21 protein-coding genes are annotated in these 23,311 nt (G+C 39.4%); all 21 read left to right on the top strand.

The genetic code is table 11. From position 1 onward, the window contains the following. Complete coding sequence (locus tag ACO5V7_RS04065; protein WP_485485153.1) at positions 1 to 1,890, top strand: ABC-F family ATP-binding cassette domain-containing protein; 1,890 nt, start codon at positions 1 to 3, stop codon at positions 1,888 to 1,890. A 15-nt stretch (positions 1,891 to 1,905) separates the two neighbouring features. Beyond that, entirely contained in the window at positions 1,906 to 2,853 is a 948-nt protein-coding gene (locus tag ACO5V7_RS04060; RefSeq protein WP_485485152.1) for a thymidylate synthase, read from the top strand. Between the two features lie 15 nt (positions 2,854 to 2,868). Then, on the top strand, positions 2,869 to 3,378 hold the full coding sequence (locus ACO5V7_RS04055; protein ID WP_485485151.1) for a dihydrofolate reductase: 510 nt from the start codon (positions 2,869 to 2,871) through the stop codon (positions 3,376 to 3,378). After that, on the top strand, positions 3,362 to 4,018 hold the full coding sequence (gene ung / locus ACO5V7_RS04050; protein ID WP_485485150.1) for a uracil-DNA glycosylase: 657 nt from the start codon (positions 3,362 to 3,364) through the stop codon (positions 4,016 to 4,018). Before ACO5V7_RS04055 ends, ung begins: the two co-directional genes overlap by 17 nt. A 152-nt stretch (positions 4,019 to 4,170) precedes the next feature. Further along, complete coding sequence (locus ACO5V7_RS04045) at positions 4,171 to 4,608, top strand: hypothetical protein (protein ID WP_485485149.1); 438 nt, start codon at positions 4,171 to 4,173, stop codon at positions 4,606 to 4,608. 96 nt (positions 4,609 to 4,704) lie between these two features. After that, positions 4,705 to 5,763, top strand: coding sequence for a DNA polymerase IV (gene dinB, locus ACO5V7_RS04040; RefSeq protein WP_485485148.1), 1,059 nt, complete (start codon positions 4,705 to 4,707; stop codon positions 5,761 to 5,763). 307 nt (positions 5,764 to 6,070) lie between these two features. After that, positions 6,071 to 7,177 (top strand): pyruvate dehydrogenase (acetyl-transferring) E1 component subunit alpha, encoded by a 1,107-nt coding sequence (gene pdhA, locus ACO5V7_RS04035; RefSeq protein ID WP_298647253.1) that lies wholly within the window; start codon positions 6,071 to 6,073, stop codon positions 7,175 to 7,177. Between the two features lie 2 nt (positions 7,178 to 7,179). Beyond that, entirely contained in the window at positions 7,180 to 8,157 is a 978-nt protein-coding gene (locus ACO5V7_RS04030; RefSeq protein ID WP_048709580.1) for an alpha-ketoacid dehydrogenase subunit beta, read from the top strand. Positions 8,158 to 8,238: 81 nt separating this feature from the next. Continuing rightward, positions 8,239 to 9,858: a 2-oxo acid dehydrogenase subunit E2 gene (locus tag ACO5V7_RS04025; RefSeq protein ID WP_485485147.1), complete on the top strand. Its 1,620-nt coding sequence runs from the start codon at positions 8,239 to 8,241 to the stop codon at positions 9,856 to 9,858. 77 nt (positions 9,859 to 9,935) lie between these two features. Next, positions 9,936 to 11,342 (top strand): dihydrolipoyl dehydrogenase, encoded by a 1,407-nt coding sequence (lpdA, locus tag ACO5V7_RS04020; RefSeq protein WP_298647243.1) that lies wholly within the window; start codon positions 9,936 to 9,938, stop codon positions 11,340 to 11,342. Between the two features lie 254 nt (positions 11,343 to 11,596). Then, positions 11,597 to 12,550, top strand: coding sequence for a carbohydrate kinase family protein (locus tag ACO5V7_RS04015; protein ID WP_485485146.1), 954 nt, complete (start codon positions 11,597 to 11,599; stop codon positions 12,548 to 12,550). Continuing rightward, complete coding sequence (locus tag ACO5V7_RS04010; RefSeq protein WP_048712441.1) at positions 12,547 to 13,461, top strand: pseudouridine-5'-phosphate glycosidase; 915 nt, start codon at positions 12,547 to 12,549, stop codon at positions 13,459 to 13,461. Before ACO5V7_RS04015 ends, ACO5V7_RS04010 begins: the two co-directional genes overlap by 4 nt. Positions 13,462 to 14,148: 687 nt before the next feature. Further along, positions 14,149 to 14,430: a UPF0223 family protein gene (locus ACO5V7_RS04005; protein ID WP_485485145.1), complete on the top strand. Its 282-nt coding sequence runs from the start codon at positions 14,149 to 14,151 to the stop codon at positions 14,428 to 14,430. After that, entirely contained in the window at positions 14,430 to 15,209 is a 780-nt protein-coding gene (locus tag ACO5V7_RS04000) for an inositol monophosphatase family protein (RefSeq protein ID WP_314046438.1), read from the top strand. The genes ACO5V7_RS04005 and ACO5V7_RS04000 overlap by 1 nt, the downstream gene beginning before the upstream one ends. A 53-nt stretch (positions 15,210 to 15,262) precedes the next feature. Then, on the top strand, positions 15,263 to 15,799 hold the full coding sequence (locus ACO5V7_RS03995) for an LOG family protein (protein WP_485485144.1): 537 nt from the start codon (positions 15,263 to 15,265) through the stop codon (positions 15,797 to 15,799). A 114-nt stretch (positions 15,800 to 15,913) separates the two neighbouring features. After that, positions 15,914 to 16,321 carry a hypothetical protein gene (locus ACO5V7_RS03990; protein ID WP_485485143.1) on the top strand — a complete coding sequence of 136 codons (408 nt, stop codon included), beginning with the start codon at positions 15,914 to 15,916 and terminating at the stop codon, positions 16,319 to 16,321. A 152-nt stretch (positions 16,322 to 16,473) separates the two neighbouring features. Further along, complete coding sequence (locus tag ACO5V7_RS03985) at positions 16,474 to 16,812, top strand: putative DNA-binding protein (RefSeq protein ID WP_485485142.1); 339 nt, start codon at positions 16,474 to 16,476, stop codon at positions 16,810 to 16,812. A gap of 17 nt (positions 16,813 to 16,829) precedes the next feature. Then, entirely contained in the window at positions 16,830 to 18,266 is a 1,437-nt protein-coding gene (ffh, locus tag ACO5V7_RS03980) for a signal recognition particle protein (RefSeq protein ID WP_485485141.1), read from the top strand. Positions 18,267 to 18,364: 98 nt separating this feature from the next. Beyond that, the gene (locus ACO5V7_RS03975; protein ID WP_485485140.1) at positions 18,365 to 19,702 is read left to right on the top strand and encodes an MFS transporter; all 1,338 of its coding nucleotides are present in this window, start codon (positions 18,365 to 18,367) and stop codon (positions 19,700 to 19,702) included. A 113-nt stretch (positions 19,703 to 19,815) separates the two neighbouring features. Then, positions 19,816 to 21,582 (top strand): ABC transporter ATP-binding protein, encoded by a 1,767-nt coding sequence (locus ACO5V7_RS03970; RefSeq protein ID WP_485485139.1) that lies wholly within the window; start codon positions 19,816 to 19,818, stop codon positions 21,580 to 21,582. Next, positions 21,569 to 23,296, top strand: a complete 1,728-nt coding sequence (locus tag ACO5V7_RS03965; RefSeq protein ID WP_485485175.1) for an ABC transporter ATP-binding protein — start codon at positions 21,569 to 21,571, stop codon at positions 23,294 to 23,296. Before ACO5V7_RS03970 ends, ACO5V7_RS03965 begins: the two co-directional genes overlap by 14 nt. The last annotated feature ends 15 nt before the right edge of the window (positions 23,297 to 23,311 follow it).

Below are 23,311 nucleotides of genomic sequence, written 5' to 3'. Positions count from 1 at the left end.
ATGAAAGATTTTAGAGTCGATCATTTGAAAAAATCTTATGGTGCGAAATCATTATTAGAAGATGTCTCCTTTATTATTAACGAAGGAGAACACGTTGGTTTAATTGGTCAAAATGGGACTGGGAAGAGTACATTATTATCCATTCTTGCAGGAGTTGATTTTGCAGAATCGGGCGATATTACAACGTCTAACGATTTCAGAATTGGATACTTATCTCAGCAACCAGAATTAGATGACGAAGATGCGATTTTCGAAGCTTTATATAAAGGTGACCATCCAACGTTAAAAGTCGTTCATGACTTTGAAGAAGTGGTGGAACAATTACGAGAAAATCCAACGTCGGAAAGTATTGCGAAACGATACAGCATCTTAGAGCAAAAGATGAATGAAATCGATGGATGGCAAGTGGAAGTTCAAATTAAAACCATTCTTCAGAAAATGGGATTAACGGATATCCAAAAGAAAGTCGGGACATTATCAGGTGGTCAAAAGAAACGTGTTGGACTTGCGAAGGTATTAATGGAAGAACCAGATTTACTATTGCTCGATGAACCAACGAACCACTTAGACTTAGAAGCCATCGAATGGCTAGAAGGGTATTTAGCCAATTATAAAGGCGCGATGATGCTTGTGACTCATGACCGTTACTTCCTAGAACGTGCGGTAACGCATATGTTTGAACTCGTGAATGGTAGAATCGAGTTGTACGAAGGAAATTACGAGTCGTACTTGGAGCAACGAAGCCAACGAGAACAAATCGCAACACGTATGTCGCAGAAACAAAAACGATTATACCAGAGCGAATTAGAATGGATGCGCCAAGGTGCAAAAGCTCGTACGACAAAACAACAAGCGCGCATTCAGCGATTTGAAGCATTAGAAAAAGATGTTAAACAGACAACAAGTCAAGAAAAATTAGTAATGGATTTTGACCAAACGAGAATTGGCAACCGGGTCTTCCAATTCAATCAGACTTCTCTTTCTATTAACGGACAGGATATTGTTAAAAACCTTGACTGGATTATTCAAAGCCAGGCCCGAATTGGGATTGCTGGTGTAAATGGAGTTGGGAAATCAACCTTTCTGAATGCGATAGCTGGGCAAATTCCATTTGACAGTGGTCAGTTTGTTGTGGGGGAGACTGTTCGTATTGCCTACTACAAGCAACAAGATGAAGATATCCCAATGGATAAACAATTGATTCAGTACTTACGTGAGGAAGCAGAAGAAATTAAACGTGCAAATGGAGAAGTGGCATCCATTTCTGAATTGCTGGAGACTTTTTTGTTTCCAAGACATTTGCATGGAGCATATATTCACACACTATCCGGAGGAGAAAGAAGAAGGCTTTATTTACTCCGTTTATTAATGACAAAGCCGAATGTTTTATTGCTGGATGAGCCAACAAACGATTTAGATATCGATACATTAACCGTATTAGAAGATTTTCTTCAATCATTTAATGGAGCAGTTCTCATTGTGTCTCACGATCGTTATTTCTTAGATAAAACGGTGGAACAATTATTTGTTATCCGAGGAGAAGGTCAAACGGAATTGTTCTATGGGGCTATGAGTGATTATTTAGAACAAGAAAAGAGTTTATCGAAAGTAGTTGTTGAAACTCCAAAAGTGGAAAAAAGTAAAGAGGAGACTACTAAGCTAACTCCAGCCAAGAAAATGACGTATCAAGAGAAGAAAGAATGGGAAACCATTGAGACGACGATACAAGAGTTAGAAGAAAAAATGGAATCTTTACAAAGTGAAATGAATGCCAATGCGCAAGATTTTGCAAAATTACAAGCATTACAAGAAGAACTCGATAAAACAGAAGAAGCAGCTGCAAACGCCTATGAACGTTGGGAATATTTAGCAGAATTAGCTGGGAACTAATAGAAAGGAACAGACATGACGAAGCAGTATAAAGAGTTATTAACAAAAATTTTAGAAGAGGGTACGACAAAAACAGATCGTACTGGAACAGGAACGAAGAGTATTTTTGGGTATCAAATGCGTTTTGATCTTCAAAAAGGATTTCCGCTTTTAACGACTAAAAAAGTTCCTTTTGGATTAATTAAGAGCGAGTTATTATGGTTTTTACACGGAGATACAAATATCAAGTATTTATTAGAACATAATAATCATATTTGGGATGAATGGGCTTTTGAACGCTATGTTTCTTCGTCAAAATATACAGGTCCAGATATGACGGATTTTGGTCGTCGTTGCTTGCAAGATGAGGCGTTTAATGAAGTTTATCAAGAAGTGAAAAAAGACTTCTGTGAGAGAATTTTAACGGATGATGCGTTTGCGGCGGAGTTCGGAGAATTAGGGAATATTTATGGTTCGCAGTGGCGTCATTGGAAAACTTCAAAAGGAGAAACCATTGACCAAATCGAAGACTTACTCAACTTGTTGAAGAATTCTCCAGATTCACGTCGGATGATTGTTTCTGCTTGGAATCCAGAAGATGTTCCAAGTATGGCTCTTCCACCATGCCACACGATGTTCCAATTTTATGTTGCGGATGGGAAATTAAGTTGCCAATTATATCAACGTAGTGCTGACGTGTTCCTCGGAGTACCGTTCAACATCGCCAGCTATGCCTTACTAACACATTTGATTGCTAATGAAGTAGGATTAGAAGTGGGTGAATTTGTCCATACTTTAGGAGATGCACACATTTACTTAAATCATATGGAACAAGTAGAAACACAATTATCGCGCAAAGAGATGGCCTTACCTACACTAGTTTTAAAACATCCTGAAAAATCAATGTTTGATATTGATGTTCCAGATGTAGTGGTAGAAGGATATCAATCACATCCAACTATTAAAGCACCTATTGCTGTTTAATGCAGGAGGAAAAGTATGCTAATTTATATTTGGGCACAAGATGAGAATGGTCTAGTCGGAAAAGATGGGACACTTCCATGGCGTTTGCCGAATGATTTGAAGTTCTTTAAAGAAGTCACGATGGGGCAAACCATATTAATGGGTCGAAAGACTTTTGAAGGAATGGGCAGTCGCTTACTTCCGGGGCGACAAACCATCATCCTAACCACTAGCTCGGATTATATTGTTCCTGGTGCAGAAGTCGTTACAAATGTTGAGGAGATTGTTGAAGACAGTCGACATGAGGATATTTATGTTTGTGGTGGAGCACAAGTTTATAACCTGTTAAAAAATCATGTGGAGCTTCTCTATTGTACGAGAATTCATTCTAGTTTTGAGGGAGATACTTATTTTCCAACAGAATTTCCTTGGCACGATTTTATTAAAGTAAAATCGTTAGAAGGGGAAATGGACGAAAAAAATCTCTATCCTCACACCTTTGAAATTTATGAACGAAAAGAGGGTTCTTATGACCACTTGGCATGATGTGATTGGGGAAGAAAAAGAAAAAGAATACTTTAAAAAGGTTCGTTTGTTTGAAAGAGAGGAACGAAGTCGATATCAGGTTTTTCCAAAAGCGGAAAATGTATTTAAGGCGCTTGAACTCACACCATTTGATCAAGTGAAAGTGGTTATCTTAGGTCAAGACCCTTATCACGGAGAACATCAAGCGCATGGACTTAGTTTTTCAGTACAACAAGGCGTGGCACTTCCCCCTTCCTTGCAAAACATCTATAAGGAAATGGAAGATGATTTAGGAATTCCGGTAGCAAAGACTGGAGAGTTAACCTCTTGGGCAAAGCAAGGGGTGCTCCTCCTCAACACCGTTTTAACAGTCCGAGCACATGAAGCGAATAGTCATCGTGGAATGGGATGGGAAACTTTTACGGATGCAGTGATTTCATCGTTAAATAAAAGTGATCACCCAATCGTATTTCTTTTATGGGGGAAACCAGCGCAATCCAAAGAAAAATTGATTACAAATGCGAAACACTTGATTTTAAAGTCACCGCATCCAAGCCCACTTTCGGCGTATCGAGGCTTCTTTGGAAGTAAACCATTTAGTAAAATTAATGATTTTCTAATAGCCACAAATCAAGAACCGATTGATTGGAGAGTTGAGTAAAAGACGGTATGAATGTCAAATTCTACAGACGTCAATGAACATAATGTTAGCATAAATATGATATTAAGTTAAGAGCTATAGAAAATTGCATCCTCAATAAGATAGGAGTAAAATAAAAGTAGGAAAAGAATAAATGGATGGAGGGATTTTCAATGGAAAAACTGATGTCTTGCTTCTATAAATTAGTTGCGATTGTGACCATCCTCTATTTAATGATTACAATCTACTTAATGAGTTTAGGAGATTCTTTAATCACTCTTGAAGGATGGTATGTCATTATCCTAAGTAGTTTTATTCTTGTGATTGTTTTTGGCCTAGAATATGCACGCAGAAGGTTCCCAGATAGTTTGTTTGAATTAATGTTAAATACGATCGGAATGCTTTGTATAGGCTGGTTGATGTTCGTTGTCCGTGCTTTTGGGGTTACTGTCAACAATCATGCAAGTAGTCTCCATCTGGATAGTTTATTTCAACAAATCATTTCGGGATTTGAATGGAGTCGCTTAGTACTATTTATTTTAAGTATTACTTTTGTGATTGGAAATGGGATTCGCTATTTAAAACAGTCTAATCTAATAACGCATTCATAATCTTCTTAAAACGGGACGTGAGAACGTTCCGTTTTTACTTTTTTTGAAAAGGTTGCTATAATAAGAACAAATGTTCGTTTACAGGTGGAGGTATTGATGCGAAAAATATTACATGTGGACATGGATGCTTTTTTTGCTTCTGTTGAACAAAGAGAGCACCCAGAGTGGAGAGGGAAACCAGTCATTGTTGGAGGAAAACCAAATGAAAGAGGAGTCGTCTCAACTTGTTCATACGAAGCACGAGCTTTTGGTGTTCGATCTGCGATGCCTACAGCAAAAGCCATGAAACTATGTCCAAAAGCGATTCTTACTCCAGGAAACTATTCCTTGTACAAAGAGATATCCTCTCAAGTTCGTGAAGTGTTTAAATCTTTTACGAATATGATAGAACCACTTTCGATTGATGAAGCTTATTTAGACGTAACCAATAATAGTAGAGGGATTGCTTCTGCCACTTTAGTAGCACACTTAATTCAAAAGGAAGTATATGAAAAGACTGGACTCACTTGTTCTGTGGGAGTGTCTTTTAATAAGTTTTTGGCTAAAATGGCCTCAGGTTATCAAAAGCCTTCTGGAATTACAGTGATTACACCTGAAAACGCACAAGAATTTATTCGGACTATTCCAATTGGGGATTTTTATGGGGTTGGAAAAGTGAGTGCCGAAAAGCTTAGAAGAGCAGGAATTCAAACAGGAGAAGACTTGCTTCAATTATCGAAAGCAGAATTAGAAAGTAGATTTGGAAATTTAGGACCTAGGTTATATGCACAGGTAAGAGGAATCTCGAATGATCAATTGACTTTGTATCGAGAAAGAAAATCCATTGGTTCAGAAAGAACTCTTATCAAGGATACGACAGACCATGGTATTTTGAGTAAGTTTTTAGAAAAGTTTTCTCTTGAAATAGCAAGCATGTTACAGAAAAGAGCATTAGCATCTCGTACGATTTCCTTAAAATTAAGAGATTCTAATTTTAATACAACAAGTAAAAGTGTTACATTACGGGACTATTTTAATAAAAAAGAAGAAATTTTTCAGCTTGCATTGCAACTATTTGAAGAAATGATGGATGAAAAGCCAATTCGTTTGATTGGGCTAAGTGTTTCGCATTTAGAAAAGACAGATAAAATTTATAAACAATTAAAACTGTTTTAATAAATTAGTACAGTTCTAAAAGTGAAACTAGTACAGTTTGCAAGTGAAAACTGTAGGTACATTTGCTGAAAATAGATGAAAACAGATAAAGAGTTGAACAAATCGGAATAAAAAAAGACTTTATAAAGCGTAACAAAATAGAACTTTATTCACAAAGTTAACAGAAACGCTCTATAAAGTCTTCTTTGCTTGCATAATTCACAAAAGTTTGTTAAATTATTATACGATAGCAGAGGGAATAGTACAGTTTTAACTACCTGTTTTGTCTGTGAAGCACAATTTCTTATAGAAAAGGGGAAAAAGAAGTATGGCAACGAAGAAAAAATTCAATCTCGATGCACTTTTCACACCAAATAACACGAACTTTGAAATGGTTCAAGTGTTAGACGCAGAAGGAAAAGTTGTAAATCCTGACTTAGTACCAGATTTATCTGACGACGAATTAGTTGAATTAATGACAGATATGGTATGGTCTCGTATTTTACACGAACGTTCAACTGCATTAAACCGTCAAGGACGTTTAGGTTTCTATGCTCCAACAGCTGGACAAGAAGCTTCACAATTAGCTTCAATTAAAGCTATTGAAAAAGAAGACGTTCTTTTACCAGGTTACCGTGATGTACCACAATTAGTAAAACACGGTTTACCATTATCACAAGCATTCTTATGGTCTCGTGGACATGTTGCAGGTAACATGTACCCAGAATCATTAAAAGCTTTACCACCACAAATCATCATCGGCGCACAATATGTACAAGCTGCTGGTGTTGCTTTAGGTCTTAAAAAACGTGGTAAGAAAAACGTTGCAGTAACTTATACGGGTGATGGAGGATCTTCACAAGGGGACTTCTATGAAGGAATTAACTACGCTGGTGCATATAAAGCTCCTGCAGTATTCTTTATTCAAAACAACGGTTGGGCTATTTCAACTCCTCGTGAGTTACAAACAGCTGCTCCAACATTAGCTCAAAAAGCTGTTGCTGCTGGTATTCCTGGTATCCAAGTAGATGGTATGGACCCATTAGCAGTTTACGCTGTAACTAAAAAAGCTCGTGAATACGCAGTTGCTGGAAACGGTCCTGTGTTAATCGAAACAATCTGCTTCCGTTACGGTCCTCATACATTATCAGGTGACGACCCAACTCGTTACCAACCAGAAGGAATTCAAGATGAATGGGCTAAGAAAGATCCATTAATTCGTTTCCGTAACTACCTAACAGCTAAAGGCTTATGGTCAGAAGAAAAAGAAAACGAAGTAATTGAAGCAACTAAAGAAGAAATCAAAGAAGCGATTAAAGAGGCTGACAAACAACCTAAACAAAAAGTTTCATTCTTCTTAGAAACAATGTTTGAAGAACCAACAAACGTTATTAAAGAACAAATCGAACACTTTAAAGCAAAGGAGAATAAATAATTATGGCACAAATGACAATGATTCAAGCCATCACAGACGCATTGGCTGTTGAATTAAAACGTGATGAAAATGTCCTAATTTTCGGGGAAGACGTTGGTAAAAACGGTGGGGTTTTCCGTGCGACTCAAGGGCTTCAAGATGAATTCGGTGAAGACCGCGTATTCAATACTCCTTTAGCAGAATCTGGTATCGGTGGTTTAGCAATCGGTTTAGCATTAGAAGGTTACCGTCCAGTTCCTGAAATCCAATTCTTCGGATTCGTATTCGAAGTAATGGATAGCGTGGTAGCTCAAGCAGCTCGTACACGTTACCGTATGGGTGGAACTCGTCAAATGCCTATCGTATTCCGTTCACCAATGGGTGGAGGGGTACATACTCCAGAATTACACTCAGATAACTTAGAAGGTTTAGTAGCTCAATCACCAGGTTTGAAAGTGGTTATCCCTTCAAACCCATACGATGCAAAAGGCTTATTAATCTCAGCTATTCGTGACAACGACCCAGTTGTTTACTTAGAGCACATGAAATTATACCGTTCATTCCGTGAAGAAGTTCCAGAAGGAGAATACACAGTTCCTTTAGGAGTAGCTGCTGTAACTCGTGAAGGTAAAGACGTATCTGTAATCACTTACGGTGCAATGGTTCGTGAAGCAGTTAAAGCTGCTGAGAACTTAGAAAAAGAAGGAATCTCAGTAGAAGTTATCGACTTACGTACTGTTTCTCCATTAGACTTAGACACAATCTTGGCATCAGTTGAAAAAACTGGTCGCGTAGTTGTTGTTCAAGAAGCACAACGTCAAGCTGGTATCGGCGCAATGGTTATGTCTGAAATTGCTGAACGCGCAATCTTAAACTTAGAAGCTCCAATCGGACGTGTTGCAGCTCCAGATACAATCTTCCCATTTGGTCAAGCAGAAAACGACTGGTTACCAAATGCTAGCGATATTGAAGCTAAAGTTCGCGAAACAGTGAACTTCTAATTCAACAAATTTCATTCTAAAGAGCCTCTCGAATGAGTGTGCTCTTTAGAGTTTTATAAAAATAAGAAGGGATGTACAAGCATGGCTTTCCAATTTAAAATGCCTGATATCGGTGAAGGTATCGCAGAAGGCGAAATCGTAAAAATCGACATTAAAGTCGGAGATACAATTCAAGAAGATGATATTTTATTCGAAGTACAAAACGACAAATCTGTAGAAGAAATTCCTTCTCCAGTAAGTGGTAAAGTATTAGAAGTTAAAGTTCAAGAAGGTACAGTAGCACGCGTAGGCGACATCATCGTAGTTATCGACGATGGTTCTGGCCCAGCAGAAGCATCTGCACCAGCAGCGGCTCCAGCATCAGCACCTGCACCAGCTGCACCTGCAGCATCAAGCACTTTCCAATTCAAATTACCTGACATCGGTGAAGGAATTGCAGAAGGTGAAATCGTAAAAATCGACATCAAAGTAGGCGACAAGATTGCTGAAGATGACATTTTATTCGAAGTACAAAACGATAAATCAGTAGAATCTATTCCTTCTCCAGTAGCTGGAACTGTTACAGCAGTTTTAGTTTCTGAAGGAACAGTAGCTCGCGTTGGTGATGTAATCGTTGAAATCGCAACAGAAGGCGGTTCTCACGCACCTGCAGCAGCGGCTCCAGCGGCACCTGCAGCAGCACCAGCACCAGCAGCACCTGCAGCTCCAACAGGAGTTCCAGCGGCAAGCAACCCTGGTAAATTAGTATTAGCAATGCCTTCAGTTCGTCAATATGCACGTGAAAAAGGTGTTGATATTACAGCAGTAGTTCCAACTGGTAAAGGCGGACGCATTACTCGTGAAGACATCGATAACTTCGGTGGCGCACCAGTAGCAGCACCTGCAGCTCCAGCAGCAGTAGAAGCTCCAGCAGCATCTGCACCAGCAGCGCCTGCAGCTACATCATCTGCACCAGCAGCGCCTGCAGCTCCAGCTAAACCATTCGTTGGATCAGCAGAACGTGAAGAACGCGTTAAATTAACTCCAATGCGTAAAGCAATTTCTAAAGCAATGGTTAACAGCAAACATACTGCACCACACGTTACATTACATGACCAAGTTGAAGTTTCTAAACTTTGGGATCATCGTAAGAAATTCAAAGATGTTGCAGCTGCACAAGGTACTAAATTAACATTCTTACCTTACGTTGTTAAAGCTTTAGCTGTAGCAATGAAGAAATTCCCAGTATTGAATGCTTCTATCGACGATGCATCTCAAGAAATTGTTTACAAAAACTACATCAACATCGGTATCGCTACAGATACAGATTTAGGTTTATTCGTTCCAAATATCAAAGATGCGAATGCTAAGAGCATGTTCGCTATCGCAGATGAAATTAACGCATTAGCTGCAAAAGCTCATGAAGGTAAATTAACTGCAGGCGATATGGGACAAGGAACAATTACAATTTCTAACATCGGTTCAGTAGGTGGCGGCTGGTTCACTCCAGTTATCAACTACCCTGAAGTTGCGATTTTAGGTGTTGGTACAATCGTTCGCGAACCAGTTATCAACGAAAACGATGAAATCGTAATCGGACGTAACATGAAATTATCATTAAGCTTTGACCACCGTATCGTGGATGGAGCAACTGCTCAAAAAGCTATGAACGAATTGAAACGTCTATTGAATGATCCAGAATTATTATTAATGGAAGCTTAATTCATTAAACTGTTGGAACGGCGTAGACATTGGTTTACGTCGGTTCCTTATTTGAAAACTTTTAAGAGGTGAAAAAAATGGTAGTAGGCGATTTCGCTATTGAACTAGATACAGTCGTAATCGGTGCCGGCCCTGGTGGATATGTTGCAGCTATTCGTGCAGCTCAAGAAGGTCAAAAAGTTGCGATTATCGAGAAAGAATATTTTGGTGGTGTCTGCTTAAACGTTGGATGTATTCCATCTAAAGCGTTAATTTCAGCTGGACATCATTACCAAGAAGCACAACACTCAGAAGTATTTGGTGTGACTGCTAAAGAAGTTGTTTTAGACTTCGCTAAAACTCAAGAATGGAAAGATAACCAAGTTGTTAAGAAATTAACTGCTGGTGTTGAGTACTTATTAAAGAAAAACAAAGTTGAAATTATTAAAGGGGAAGCGTTCTTAGTCGATGACCATACTTTACGTGTTGTGACTGAAGACAGCGCTCAAACTTATTCTTTCAACCATGCTATCGTAGCTACAGGTAGCCGTCCAATCGAAATCAAAGGTTTCAAATTTGGCGGACGCGTTATCGATTCAACTGGTGGTTTAGCACTTAAAGAAGTTCCTAAAAAATTAGTTGTTATCGGTGGTGGGGTTATCGGTTCAGAACTAGGTTCAGCATATGCTAATTTAGGTTCACAAGTAACAATCCTTGAAGGTGCTCCTAGCATCCTTTCAATGTTCGACAAAGACATGGTTAAACTTGTTGAAGACGACATGGCTAAAAAAGGCGTTACTATCGTAACAAATGCAATGGCTAAAGAAGCTGTTGACAATGGTGATAGCGTAACTGTTAAGTATACAGTTGACGGTAAAGAAGAAGCTGTTGAAGCTGACTACGTAATGGTTGCTGTAGGTCGCCGTCCTAACACTGACGAAATTGGTTTAGAAGTTGCTGGTGTTGAAATGACTGACCGTGGTTTAGTGAAAGTTGACAACCAAGGACGTACAAACGTTAAATCAATCTTCGCAATCGGCGATATCGTTCCTGGACCAGCTCTTGCTCACAAAGCAAGCTACGAAGGAAAAATCGCTGCAGAAGCAATCTCAGGTAAAGCAGTGGCTGTTGACTACCGTGCAATGCCTTCTGTTGCCTTCACTGATCCAGAACTTGCTTCAGTTGGTTACACTCAACAACAAGCTAAAGATGCTGGTTTACAAGTAAAAGCTTCTAAATTCCCATTATCAGGAAATGGTCGTGCATTATCATTGAACGCTACTGAAGGTTTCGTTCGTTTAATCACTACTAAAGAAGATAACGTAATCGTTGGTGCACAAGTTGCCGGCGTGAATGCTTCAGATATTATCGCTGAATTAGGTTTAGCAGTTGAAGCTGGAATGAATGCGGAAGATATCGCATTAACAATCCACTCACATCCATCATTATCAGAAGTAGTTATGGATACAGCTGAATTAGCATTAGGTATGCCAATTCACGTTTGATTTTCATAGAATGAACGTAAGAGGACTCGAATTTTCGGGTCCTTTTTTGTTGCTGTTACAGGGAAATCGAATCAAATAGATTCTCAAAACCGAACAATCATAAAAATTGATTTCGAAATATTTGCTTTTCTTCTTAGTAAAGCTTGATTGGAGTAGGGGTTATCGCTTATAATGAAGCGTATAAGACCGAATGAAGGAAAAGTTTCATCCTCCTCCATTCATCAAACCTTTATGTAAACGAAGGGGGATGTTTCATGTCAGAGGACAAGAAATTTAAAGATTCCTACGTGCTTTGTATCGGTGGAATGAACGTAGACAAGAAAGTTCAATTGCTCGAAAATCTCGTGCTCGAAACAAGTAATCCTGTGGTCTCTTCTCTTAGTGCAGGTGGTGTTGCCAGAAACATTGCTGAAAATTTAGGACGACTAGGGCTTCCTGTTAAGATGTTATCGGTAGCAGGCGATGATGAAAGTTTTACTTGGCTTGAAAAAGAGACGGAAGGCATTATCGATTTTTCACTTGTAGACCGCTTAAAAGGAAAAACAACGTCGAATTATACAGCGATTTTGGACCTTCAAGGAGATATGTGTCTGGCTTTAGCCGATATGTCCATTTGTGACGAAATGACGACTGACTGGCTTATTTTGCATGAAGAAGCGGTGAAACAAGCATCTCTAGTGATTGCGGATTTGAATCTTCCGCAAGAAACATTACAAGCGCTCATAGAGCTAACTAGTCTTGAGAAGATTCCACTGGCCATTATTCCAGTGAGTGGCCCAAAGATGAAACGAATCCCAGATAATTTACAAGGAGTGACCTGGATTGTCGTTAATGCGGATGAGTCCCAAACTAGGTACGGAGAACATACGCTAGCAGAATTAGCTGCTTTATGGCAAAAAGATGGCGTGGAAAATATTGTGATTACTAAAGGAACGAAATGTGGTGTCTTTGCAGATGCTACAGGAGTCGTAAAGACTTTTACACCTATAAAAGCAGAGCAAGTCTGTGACGTGACAGGAGCAGGAGATTCATTTTCTTCTGGAGTGCTCTATGGAGCTCTTAAGGGGGCAAGCTTGGAAGAGTCGATTGGATATGGATTAACGAATTCGTACTATACAGTCCAAGCCATTGAAACCGTTCGAAAAGACTTAAACACTAAGTCATTTGAAAAAGAATATCAACAATTAAAGGAAAGAGGTTTATCATGAATCCATTACTATCAATCAGCAAGGAAGTACAACACGCATTAGACAACAACCTACCAGTCGTAGCGTTGGAATCAACAATCATTTCACACGGAATGCCATATCCACAAAACGTTGAAATGGCTAAAACGGTAGAACAAATTATCCGCGACAATGGCGCTGTTCCGGCAACAATCGCTATCATGGATGGTAAATACAAAATCGGTTTAGAAGAAGCTGACTTAGAACGTCTTGCCAAAGAAAAACCAGTTGCAAAAGTATCTCGCCGTGATTTAGCAGAAGTGTTTGCTAAAGGTGTTTTAGGAGCAACTACAGTAGCGACAACAATGATTGGTGCGCACTTAGCTGGAATTAAAGTATTCGTAACTGGTGGTATCGGTGGGGTTCACCGTGGCGTTGAAGAAACAATGGATATCTCAGCTGACTTAGATGAATTAGGACAAACTCCAGTCACAGTTGTCTGCGCTGGTGCAAAAGCGATTCTTGATTTACCACGTACTCTTGAATATTTAGAAACAAAAGGAGTTCCTGTTGTAGGCTATCAAACAGACTACTTACCAGCATTCTACACTCGTACATCTGAGTATAAATTAAACAGCCGTGTAGACTCAGCAAAAGAAGTGGCAGAAATGATTCGTTACTCTGAATTACTAGGCCTTAAAGGTGGTATCTTAGTCACAAACCCAATCCCAGCTGAACATGAAATTCCACACGAAAAAATTGATGCAATTATCGATCAAGCGGTTCGTGAAGCGGACGAAAAAGGTGTTCACGGAAAAGACAGCACACCATTCTTATTAGCGAAAATCGTTGAGTTAACAGGCGGGGAAAGCTTGAAGACAAATATCCAGCTTGTTTACAATAACGCGAAACTTGGTGCGCAAATCGCAAAAGAATACCAAGAAGGAAAATAATCAAAGCTTTTATGGATTACGATGAATCCTTGCGGATTTATTTGTAGTTGCTGTGACAAGGCACCGGTTCGAGCCGATGTCTCTCACCTTCAAAGCCTCAAAGAGGGCGTAGGGATTCAAAATCCTACGCCCTCTTATTCGTTTTGATGCACTTCCTGTCACTGCAACTTCAAAATCCGCGGATTCTTTGTAATCCATAAATGAATGATTTTCTTTTGGGATTTGTGCTCAAGGAAAAGGGACCGCTGCTTCTCGAATTAGAGAGTGCAGCGACTTAGTTTAGAAGAGTGCTTTAAACAAATTAAAATGAAAAGCAGTGATGAAGTTAGAGCGGTTTTGTCTAATATTCGAGGAATCAACCTATTTAGTAAATTCTGGAAGAGTTATGTGAAACGATATACGGCATAAAGAATATGATAACGGAGAATGTGATGGATTCATTGTCGTAGTAATGGGAAAGTACATTAAATGCGAATTAGCAGGAGTTAGAAATGTTTTTCTTACTCCTGCTTTGAGGCTTTAAAGGCGAAAGGCAAACGGCTTGAGCCGGTACCCCATTACAACGACCATGATAAAAATCCGCAAAGATTCGAAGTTATCATCTTCATCACTAATTTTTTTGTTTCATAAATGGAAACTCTTGCAGAAAAAGTGTATACTAAATGGGTATGATTGTGAGGTGGCGAGATGGCCAATTATAGTTATCCAATTGATTTGGAATGGTCGCATGGAGAGATGAATAAAGTCATCAAACTTTGGAATGCGGTCGAAGAGGCTTACGAAAAAGGGATTCAAGTAGAAGCTTTTAAAAAAGCGTACCAAGAATTTAAAACGGTAGTCCGTAGTATCGGTGAAGAGAAAAGACTCGGTCGTGAATTCGAGGAATCATCTGGATATAGCCTTTATCGTGTGGTCCAAGCAAGTAAAAACGCAACAAAAATTATTCGTATGGAAGGATTGAAAAAATAATGGATTTATTAGCAACACACCTATTAGTAAATGACTGGATTATGGAGGCTGGACAAAAAATCCGTCACAGCTTTGGTGAACCATTAAAAGTAGATACAAAAACAAGCCGTAACGACTTAGTAACAAACGTGGATAAAGAAATCGAACAATTCTTTATCGCTAAAATTCGCGAACAATTCCCAACACATAAAATCATGGGAGAAGAAGGTTTCGGTGACGAATTAACTTCAATGGACGGTTACGTTTGGTTAATCGACCCAATCGATGGCACTTTAAACTTCGTGAAACGTCAAGAAGACTTCGGTATTATGATTGCTTTATATAAAGATGGCGTAGGTCTTTTAGGATACATTTACGATGTCATGCGTGATCGCTTCGTATACGGTATTAAAGATTATGGTGCATATTGCAATGGCCGTCGTCTTTCAACTCCTGAAATCAATAGCATTGGCGACAGTTCCATTAACGTGAATGGATTTATGTTATTAGAAGCGACTGAAAAAGAAGCAGAAATGATCCGTAAAGCAATGGTTACTCGTACTTACGGTGCTTCTTCAATCGAGCATATCCAAGTGATTTTAGGAAAATCTGTAGCGTATGTTTCTACATTACTTGCTCCTTGGGATATCGCACCAGGAATGGTGATTGCTAAAGAATTAGGATTACACTACAGTACAGTGGACGGAAAAGAAGTTGACTTCTTGGTTCCTAACAAAAAGACAACAGGGGTGATCTGTTCTAAAAATATTGCTGACGAAATTATCGCAGCATTTAAATAAAAATGAGTGGAGAGGCGTAAGATTTTACGCCTCTTTCTTTTAAAGGAGAACGTATGAATATTGCAGTTTATTGTGCGGCAAGCCAAAGTAATTGCCTTGAATTTGATAAGAAAACGGAAGAACTAGGAAAGTGGATGGCAAAAAATCACCACACGCTTGTCTATGGTGGTGGAAATACTGGACTAATGGGAGTGGTTGCGACTGCCGTGATAAAGGAAGGCGGCAAAGTCATTGGCGTGATGCCGCAGTTCTTTGTAGACCGTGAAATTGCAAAACAAGATATCACGAAGCTTCATATTGTCGATACGATGTCCCAGCGTAAAAATCAGATGATCGCACTCAGTGAAGTGTACATTGCGCTTCCAGGAGGGCCAGGAACTCTCGAAGAAATTGCAGAGGTGGTTTCTTGGGTGAGAGTAGGCCAAACAAAGGGCATTTGTATCTTCTATAATATGGAAGGGTACTATGACCATTTAGAAGCCTTTTTCGATAAAATGGTGGAGACAAACTTGCTGAGTACAGAAGACAGAAGTCAAATTCATTTTGCGAAAACTTTGGCGGAAATTGAAGCAATTATTGGTCTTTTATAAGTTTAAATTTGCGAGTGTATTTACTTAAAAGCCGATTTTATATTTTGTATAATTTACTTAGTGAATAAAAAGTAAAGTTGTTATACATAGCTAAATAGAAAGGGGAATGAGTTAATGTTGAAGTCGTTTAGTAAAGTCTACCAGTATATTTCTTTTATCTGTTTATTGATTCAATTTCTATTTGCAATCTATTTCTATAATCAAGGTGGTGTATTTTTTCAAGAAGGAGTACAAATACTCTTTCTATCCTTAAATGGACTGTTGGTGATTGGAATAGTAGAACGAAGTAAAGAAAGATATGAGTTGCAAAATGGAGTAAGAGAAGCTTTAATCCTTCTTTTACTATTTTATCAAATCAATGCCAGTCATATTATGATTGTGGATGCATTTGTGGATAGTACCCTTCCACTTTTCATACAAGGAGCTTTTGGAATTTGTGGTCAACTAGTTCTTTTGATGATGGGGTGGAGTATTCTTCAACTATTGGTTCAGTTGGGTAGAATGTTCCGTGTAAAAGTGTGACAACATAATAAATCGAATGTAGTTCTATTTTTGGAGTGGATAACAAGCCGGAATTATAAAAGTTCTGGGGGGAGTTCCACTCCGTTTTTTTGTTAGCGTAATAACCCTAATTTTGCTATAATAAAGGATATGAGTTTAAGGGAGGGCAACGAATGGAATTAGAAAAAACAACGCAAATGAACTTGCTTGTAGAGTTCTATGGTAGCCTTTTAACCGATAAACAACTCGAATATATGGAGCTCTATTATGGGGATGATTATTCGCTTGGTGAAATCGCCGAAGAATTTGACGTGAGCCGTCAAGCAGTATATGATAATATCCGCCGCTCGGCAAAGTTATTAGAAAACTACGAAGAGAAACTACATCTGGTCGCTGATTTCTATAAACGCCAAGAGCACTATGATGAATTAGAAAAAGAGATTCAAAGGAACTATCCTGAGGCAACACAGATTGCTTCAATCGTTTCAAAATTACAAGAGATGAATAAATAAACTCAAGGAGTGAAATTATGGCATTCGAAGGATTATCAGATCGCCTGCAAAATGCGATGACTTCCGTTTCTCGAAAAGGAAAAATTACGGAAGCTGACTTAAAACAAATGATGCGTGAAGTGCGTCTCGCGCTTTTAGAAGCCGATGTTAACTTCAAAGTTGTAAAAGACTTCGTGCGTAAAGTGAACGAACGTGCTTTAGGGGCCAATGTGCTTGAAGCATTATCACCAGCACAACAAGTCGTTAAAATCGTTAACGAAGAATTAACAGAATTAATGGGGGGCGAACAAGCGCCGTTCCGTTTCGAAGCGAAACCGCCAACGGTAGTGATGATGGTCGGTCTTCAAGGGGCAGGTAAAACAACGACTGCTGGGAAACTCGCTTCTTTCATGGCAAAACATGAAAAGAAACGTCCATTACTAGTTGCTGCCGACGTGTATCGTCCAGCCGCGATTGACCAATTACAAACATTAGGGAAACAATTAAACTTCCCAGTGTTCTCACTTGGAAATCAAGTAAGCCCAGTGGAAATCGCCAAACAAGCGATTGAAAAGGCGAAAATTGATGGTCGCGACTTAGTGATTATCGATACGGCCGGTCGTTTGCATATTGACGAAACCTTGATGGAAGAATTACAAAACATCAAGGCAGTCGCAAATCCAAGCGAAATTTTACTTGTTGTCGACTCAATGACAGGGCAAGATGCTGTAAACGTGGCTCAAACGTTCAACGAACGTCTGGACATTTCAGGGGTTATCCTTACAAAGCTTGATGGGGACACTCGTGGTGGTGCGGCTCTATCTATCCGTTCTGTTACAGGAAAACCAATTAAATTTACAGGTCGTGGGGAAAAATTAGAAGACTTCGAAATCTTCTACCCAGAACGTATGGCTTCTCGTATTCTTGGTATGGGAGATATGATGACCCTTATCGAGAAGGCGCAACAAGACTTCGATGAAGCAAAAGCGCAAGAGATGGCGGATAAAATTAAAGCCAACACTTTTGACTTTAATGACTTTATCGACCAATTAGACCAAGTGAATAAGATGGGACCACTTGAGGATATCTTGAAGATGATTCCAGGGTTAAATAAAATGGCTGGTCTAAACGACTTAAAAGTGGATCCAAAAGATACAGCTCGTATGAAAGCGATCGTCTTATCAATGACTCCACAAGAGCGTGAAAATCCAGATATCTTATCACAAGCTCGTCGTAAACGTATTGCGGCAGGTTCAGCTCGTCCATTAGCAGAAGTGAACCGTTTAATCAAACAGTTCAACGAGTCTAAGAAGATGATGAACCAAATGTCCAACGGGAATATGAAAGGCCTAGAAGGCATGATGAACCAAATGGGCATGGGCGGACGTGGAAACAAACTCGCTCAAATCGGTATGCAACAATACGCACGCCGTCAAAAACAAAATAAATTGAAAAAATTAAAGAAAAAACGTTAGGAAACAGCGTTATAAAATAATTTAAACCGCAACATCTTACTCTCGAGTAAGGTTGCGGTTTTTTTATGGCAATCATAACGCAAAGAAAGGAGAACTCAATGGGAAACCAAACAAAAACATGGCATGTCATTCCAGCAGTAGTCGCAACGGCGATTATGAGCTTTTGTGGCGTGTTGATTGAAACCGCAATGAACGTTACCTTCCCGACACTGATGACAGAATTCAATACGGATTCTTCAGGGATTCAATGGGTAACAACTGGATACTTACTAGCCATTGCGATTGTCGTGCCAATTACGGCTTATTTAACACGAAATTACACGATCCGCCAACTCTTCTTGGCAGCAAACCTTTTATTTATTGGTGGGGTCTTAATTGACTGTATTTCACCAAACTTAGTAATTTTATTACTCGGACGCTTTATGCAAGGGATTGGAACAGGGATTGCACTTCCGCTAATGTTCCATATTGTATTATCTAAAGTACCGCTGCATCAACATGGAACTGTCATTGGGATTGGATCGATGACAACCGCACTAGCTCCACCTATTGGCCCAACATTTGGTGGGGTTGTCTCAAGTGCATTTGGATGGCGTGCGATTTTCTACGCATTGATTCCATTTTTAGTATTCTCGTTAGTGATGGGACTTTGGGCGATTCCAACAGAAGACTCACCGAAGAAACAACCCTTTAACTTAATGGCGTTTGTGACATTAGGGATTGGACTTGCAAGCCTGCTTATGGCGATAGAACATTTATCAGTCATCTACCTAGGAGTAGTAGTCGTAGCTTTTGCGGCATTCTTCTACTTTAACCGAGAAAATGCACTCTTGTCGTTCAAACCGTTCAAGTTTGCGACTTTCAATGCAACATTATATATCGTTTTGGCTTTCCAAGGAATCGTACTAGGATTATCCTTTATTTATCCAAACTTTATTCAATTAGCGTGGGGAGAAACAGCTACGGTGGCAGGGATCTTTATGTTCCCTGGTGCGGCAATGGTGGCTATTCTTTCAGCTTTGTCAGGTCGTTGGTATGATAAATCAGGTCCGTTGAAACCAATTTTAACAGGTTTAGTGTTTGCGGTTGTTGGAGGAGTATTCATTAGTCTATTCTTCCCGCATTTAACCATCTATCCTTTATTAGCGCTAAATGTTATTTTTATGACGGGAATTGGTTTTGTAATGGGAAGTAATGTAACCTATTCATTAGCGCAACTAAATTCTGATATTCAAGCAGATGGGAATAGTATCGTGAATACTTTGCAACAGTTCACTGGTGCGATTTCAACAACGATTATTGCTCGAATTTTTAGCTCATTTGATTCGAACTTAGTAACAGCAGGACAAACAAGTATTATTTTTGTAACGACACTTGCAGTCATTGCGCTTATTGTCTTCTTGTGGATTTATCCGCAAACACAAAAGAAAAACTAAAGTAGTTAGGCAATCCTTTTCCGGTGGGAGAAGGGTTGTCTTTTTTAGAACGTATCATATGAAATAGGAAGAAGACTATAGTACAATAGATTGACGTGTGAAAGGAGAAAAATATGTATTTAATAAAGAAATTATCGTGGTTTTTTAAATTAGAGTGGAAACGATACACGATTGGCATTATCGCATTGTCGTTAGTCAGTGTATTCAATCTTATTCCGCCAAGAGTGATTGGGGAAGTCGTCGATTCCATCGACCTCAAGACGCTCACAATATCGTCTTTACTATGGAACTTACTGTTATTGCTCCTTTCAGCAGTAGCCATGTACGGACTCCGTTTTGTATGGCGTCTTTTTATCTTCGGGACTGCGAACTCGTTAGGTCAGAGACTGAGAAATCAATTATACGAACACTTTACAAGTATGTCTCCGAGCTTTTATCAAAAGTACCGTTCTGGAGACTTAATGGCGCATGCGACCAATGACGTGTATGCGGTGGTCATGACTGCAGGTGGAGGCGTGATGTCGGCTGTCGATGCCTCCATTACAGCATTAGTGACTTTAGCAACGATGTTCTTTGTTTTGGATTGGCGAGTGACACTCGTTGCGATTATTCCATTGCCACTACTTGCAATTGCGACAAACTTTGTGGTTCGTGCAGAACATCAGAGTTTTAAGGAATCACAAGAAGCCTTTTCATTATTGAATAACCATGTGAACGAGAGTGTTTCCGGGATTAAAGTGACGAAATCTTTTGGCTATGGTGAAAAGGAAACCGCATCGTTTTGGAAAACGAACCAAGATGCATGGGAGAAGAATAACCACGCTGCCAAATATAATAATCTATTCGATCCAATCGTTTTGATTTTCGTTGGACTTAGCTACTTAATTAGCCTCGGTTATGGCGGTTATTTAATCCAGCGCGGTGAATTCACGGTTGGGGAAATGATTACCTTTATGACGTATTTAGATATGCTAGTGTGGCCGCTTCAAGCCATTGGGTGGCTCTTAAATATCGGTCAACGTGCAAGTATCTCGTATCGTCGTATTGAAACATTAATGGAAGAAACAAGTGAAGTTGAAGAAGCTCCAAACGCACTTCCAATTAAAGAAGTGAGTACGATTGATGTCGATATTCACAACTTCCGATACGAAGATGTGCCAACTTTAGAAGATGTGGCATTTAGTCTTCATCAAGGGCAAACGCTGGGGATTGTGGGCCCAACAGGTTCTGGAAAATCAACCCTCTTAAAATTATTCCTTCGTCAATATGATGCAGGAAAAGAAGAGATTTTGATTAATGGACGTTCTATTCAAGACTATCGTATTAAAGACTTGCGTGCGCTGATGGGGTACGTGCCGCAAGAACAGATTTTATTTGCAATGTCGATTAAAGACAATATTCGTTTTGGAAATCCAACGCTTTCTGACGAAGCCGTTATCGAAGCTACTAAAATCTGCGGACTGTATGACGATATTATAGCGATGCCGGAAGGGTTCGATACGTTAATTGGAGAGAAGGGTGTGCTTTTATCAGGCGGTCAAAAGCAACGACTATCAATGGCACGCGCGCTTGTAGTGAATCCTGAAATCTTAATGCTCGATGATTCGTTATCAGCTGTTGATGCAAAAACAGAGCATTTAATTTTAGAAAACTTGAAAAGTGAACGCAGCGACAAAACAACGATGATTACAGCGCACCGTCTATCAGCGATTGTGCATGCGGACCTAATCATCGTGCTCAAAGATGGACGGATTGTTGAAAAAGGAACGCATGAAGAAGTAATGGCGCTTGGTGGTTGGTATGCCAAAACTTACGACCGTCAACAGCTTGAAGCGACACTTGAAGAAGGGGGTAGTGTAGTTGAACATGAAGACCTTTAATCGACTCATCGCCTACTTATGGCGGTATAAGAAGTCGAGTACGATTGCGATTTTATTTATCCTCTTATCCAGTGTGACTGCAACAGTGATTCCGTTGATGGCTCGTTATTATATCGATACGTATATTGAAAAGGGCACATGGAATGAAGGGTACTGGTTACTTATTGTTTACTACTCACTATTCTTACTGCGCGTTTTATTAACATATATTGGGACCTACGCCTTTAGCTATGTATCCAATAGTGTCATAAGAGATTTACGTCAAGAGGCCTTTACTAACATGCAAAAACTCAATATGACGTATTTCGATACAACACCAGCAGGGGCTATCGTGTCGCGTTTAACAAACGATACACAGGCAGTTAGTGATATGTTTAGTTCGATTTTCTCAACGTTTCTAAGTACCTTATTTATTGTCGTGGCCACATTATCTGCGATGTTAAGTATGAATGTAGGACTTACGATTTTAATGGTTCTCTTTATTCCGGTCATGTTTGCATCCGTTAAAATTTATAACCATTTATCTCACAGCGTGATTCGTAAGACGCGTGAGAAGCTTAGCGAGATTAATGTGAAGCTAGCAGAAAGTATTGATGGCATGAAGATGATTCAGGCATTCAACCAAGAAGAACGTTTAAGAAGGGAATTCGAACAAATTAACGAGGAACATGTGCAATTCTCGAATCGTTCGATTAATGTGAATAGTCTGTTCCTTCGTCCAGCGATGTCGCTATTAAAGCTTGTTGCCTATGCGGTCATTATTTTATACTTTGGCCTTACTTGGGAAGTGGCTGGAGTGACAGCAGGGGTGATGTACGCCTTTATTCAATTCTCGAATCAGTTGTTTAATCCATTAATTGATGTAACACAAAACTTCTCGATTATTCAAACATCGATGATTGCAGCAACACGTGTCTTTGAAGTCATCGATAATACGGATTACGAACCTAATCAGCTTGGGAAGGTTACTGAGATTAAAGATGGGAAGATTGAATTTAAAAACGTCACTTTCTCTTATGACGGGAAACGAAATGTACTAAAGAATATTAACTTTGTGGTGAATCCAGGAGAGACGGTTGCCTTTGTCGGTTCAACCGGGTCAGGGAAATCTTCTATCATGAATCTCTTCTTACGATTCTATGATTTTAAAGAAGGGGAAATCTTGATTGATGAACTTCCAATTCAACACTATTCAAAAGAAATCCTTCGTGATAAAATCGGACTCGTACTTCAAGATCCATTCTTGTTCCATGGAACGGTTGCTTCCAATATTCGCATGTACCAAGACATCACAGACGAAGAAGTGAAGCAGGCAAGCGAATTTGTCGATGCGCATCATTTTATCGAGCAACTGCCACAAGGGTATGATAATAAAGTTTCTGAAAAGGGATCAACGTTCTCAAGCGGAGAGCGTCAATTAATCGCCTTTGCAAGAACGATTGCGGCAAATCCCAAAATTCTGATTCTGGATGAAGCGACTGCAAATATTGATTCACAAACCGAAGAAGTCATTCAAACATCTCTCAAGAAAATGAGAAACGGGCGAACTACTTTAGCGATTGCGCACCGATTATCGACGATTCAAGATGCTAACCAAATCTTTGTTCTCGATAAAGGAGAAATCGTCGAGAGCGGAACGCATACAGAGCTTCTAGAAAAAGAAGGGCTCTATTATAAGATGTATCAACTCCAAGCAGGGATGATGCAAGAATAAATAATCGAAGAAGAC

The sequence above is a fragment of the Granulicatella sp. genome, from assembly GCF_057274575.1.
This window is presented reverse-complemented; position numbering and strand designations above follow the sequence as displayed.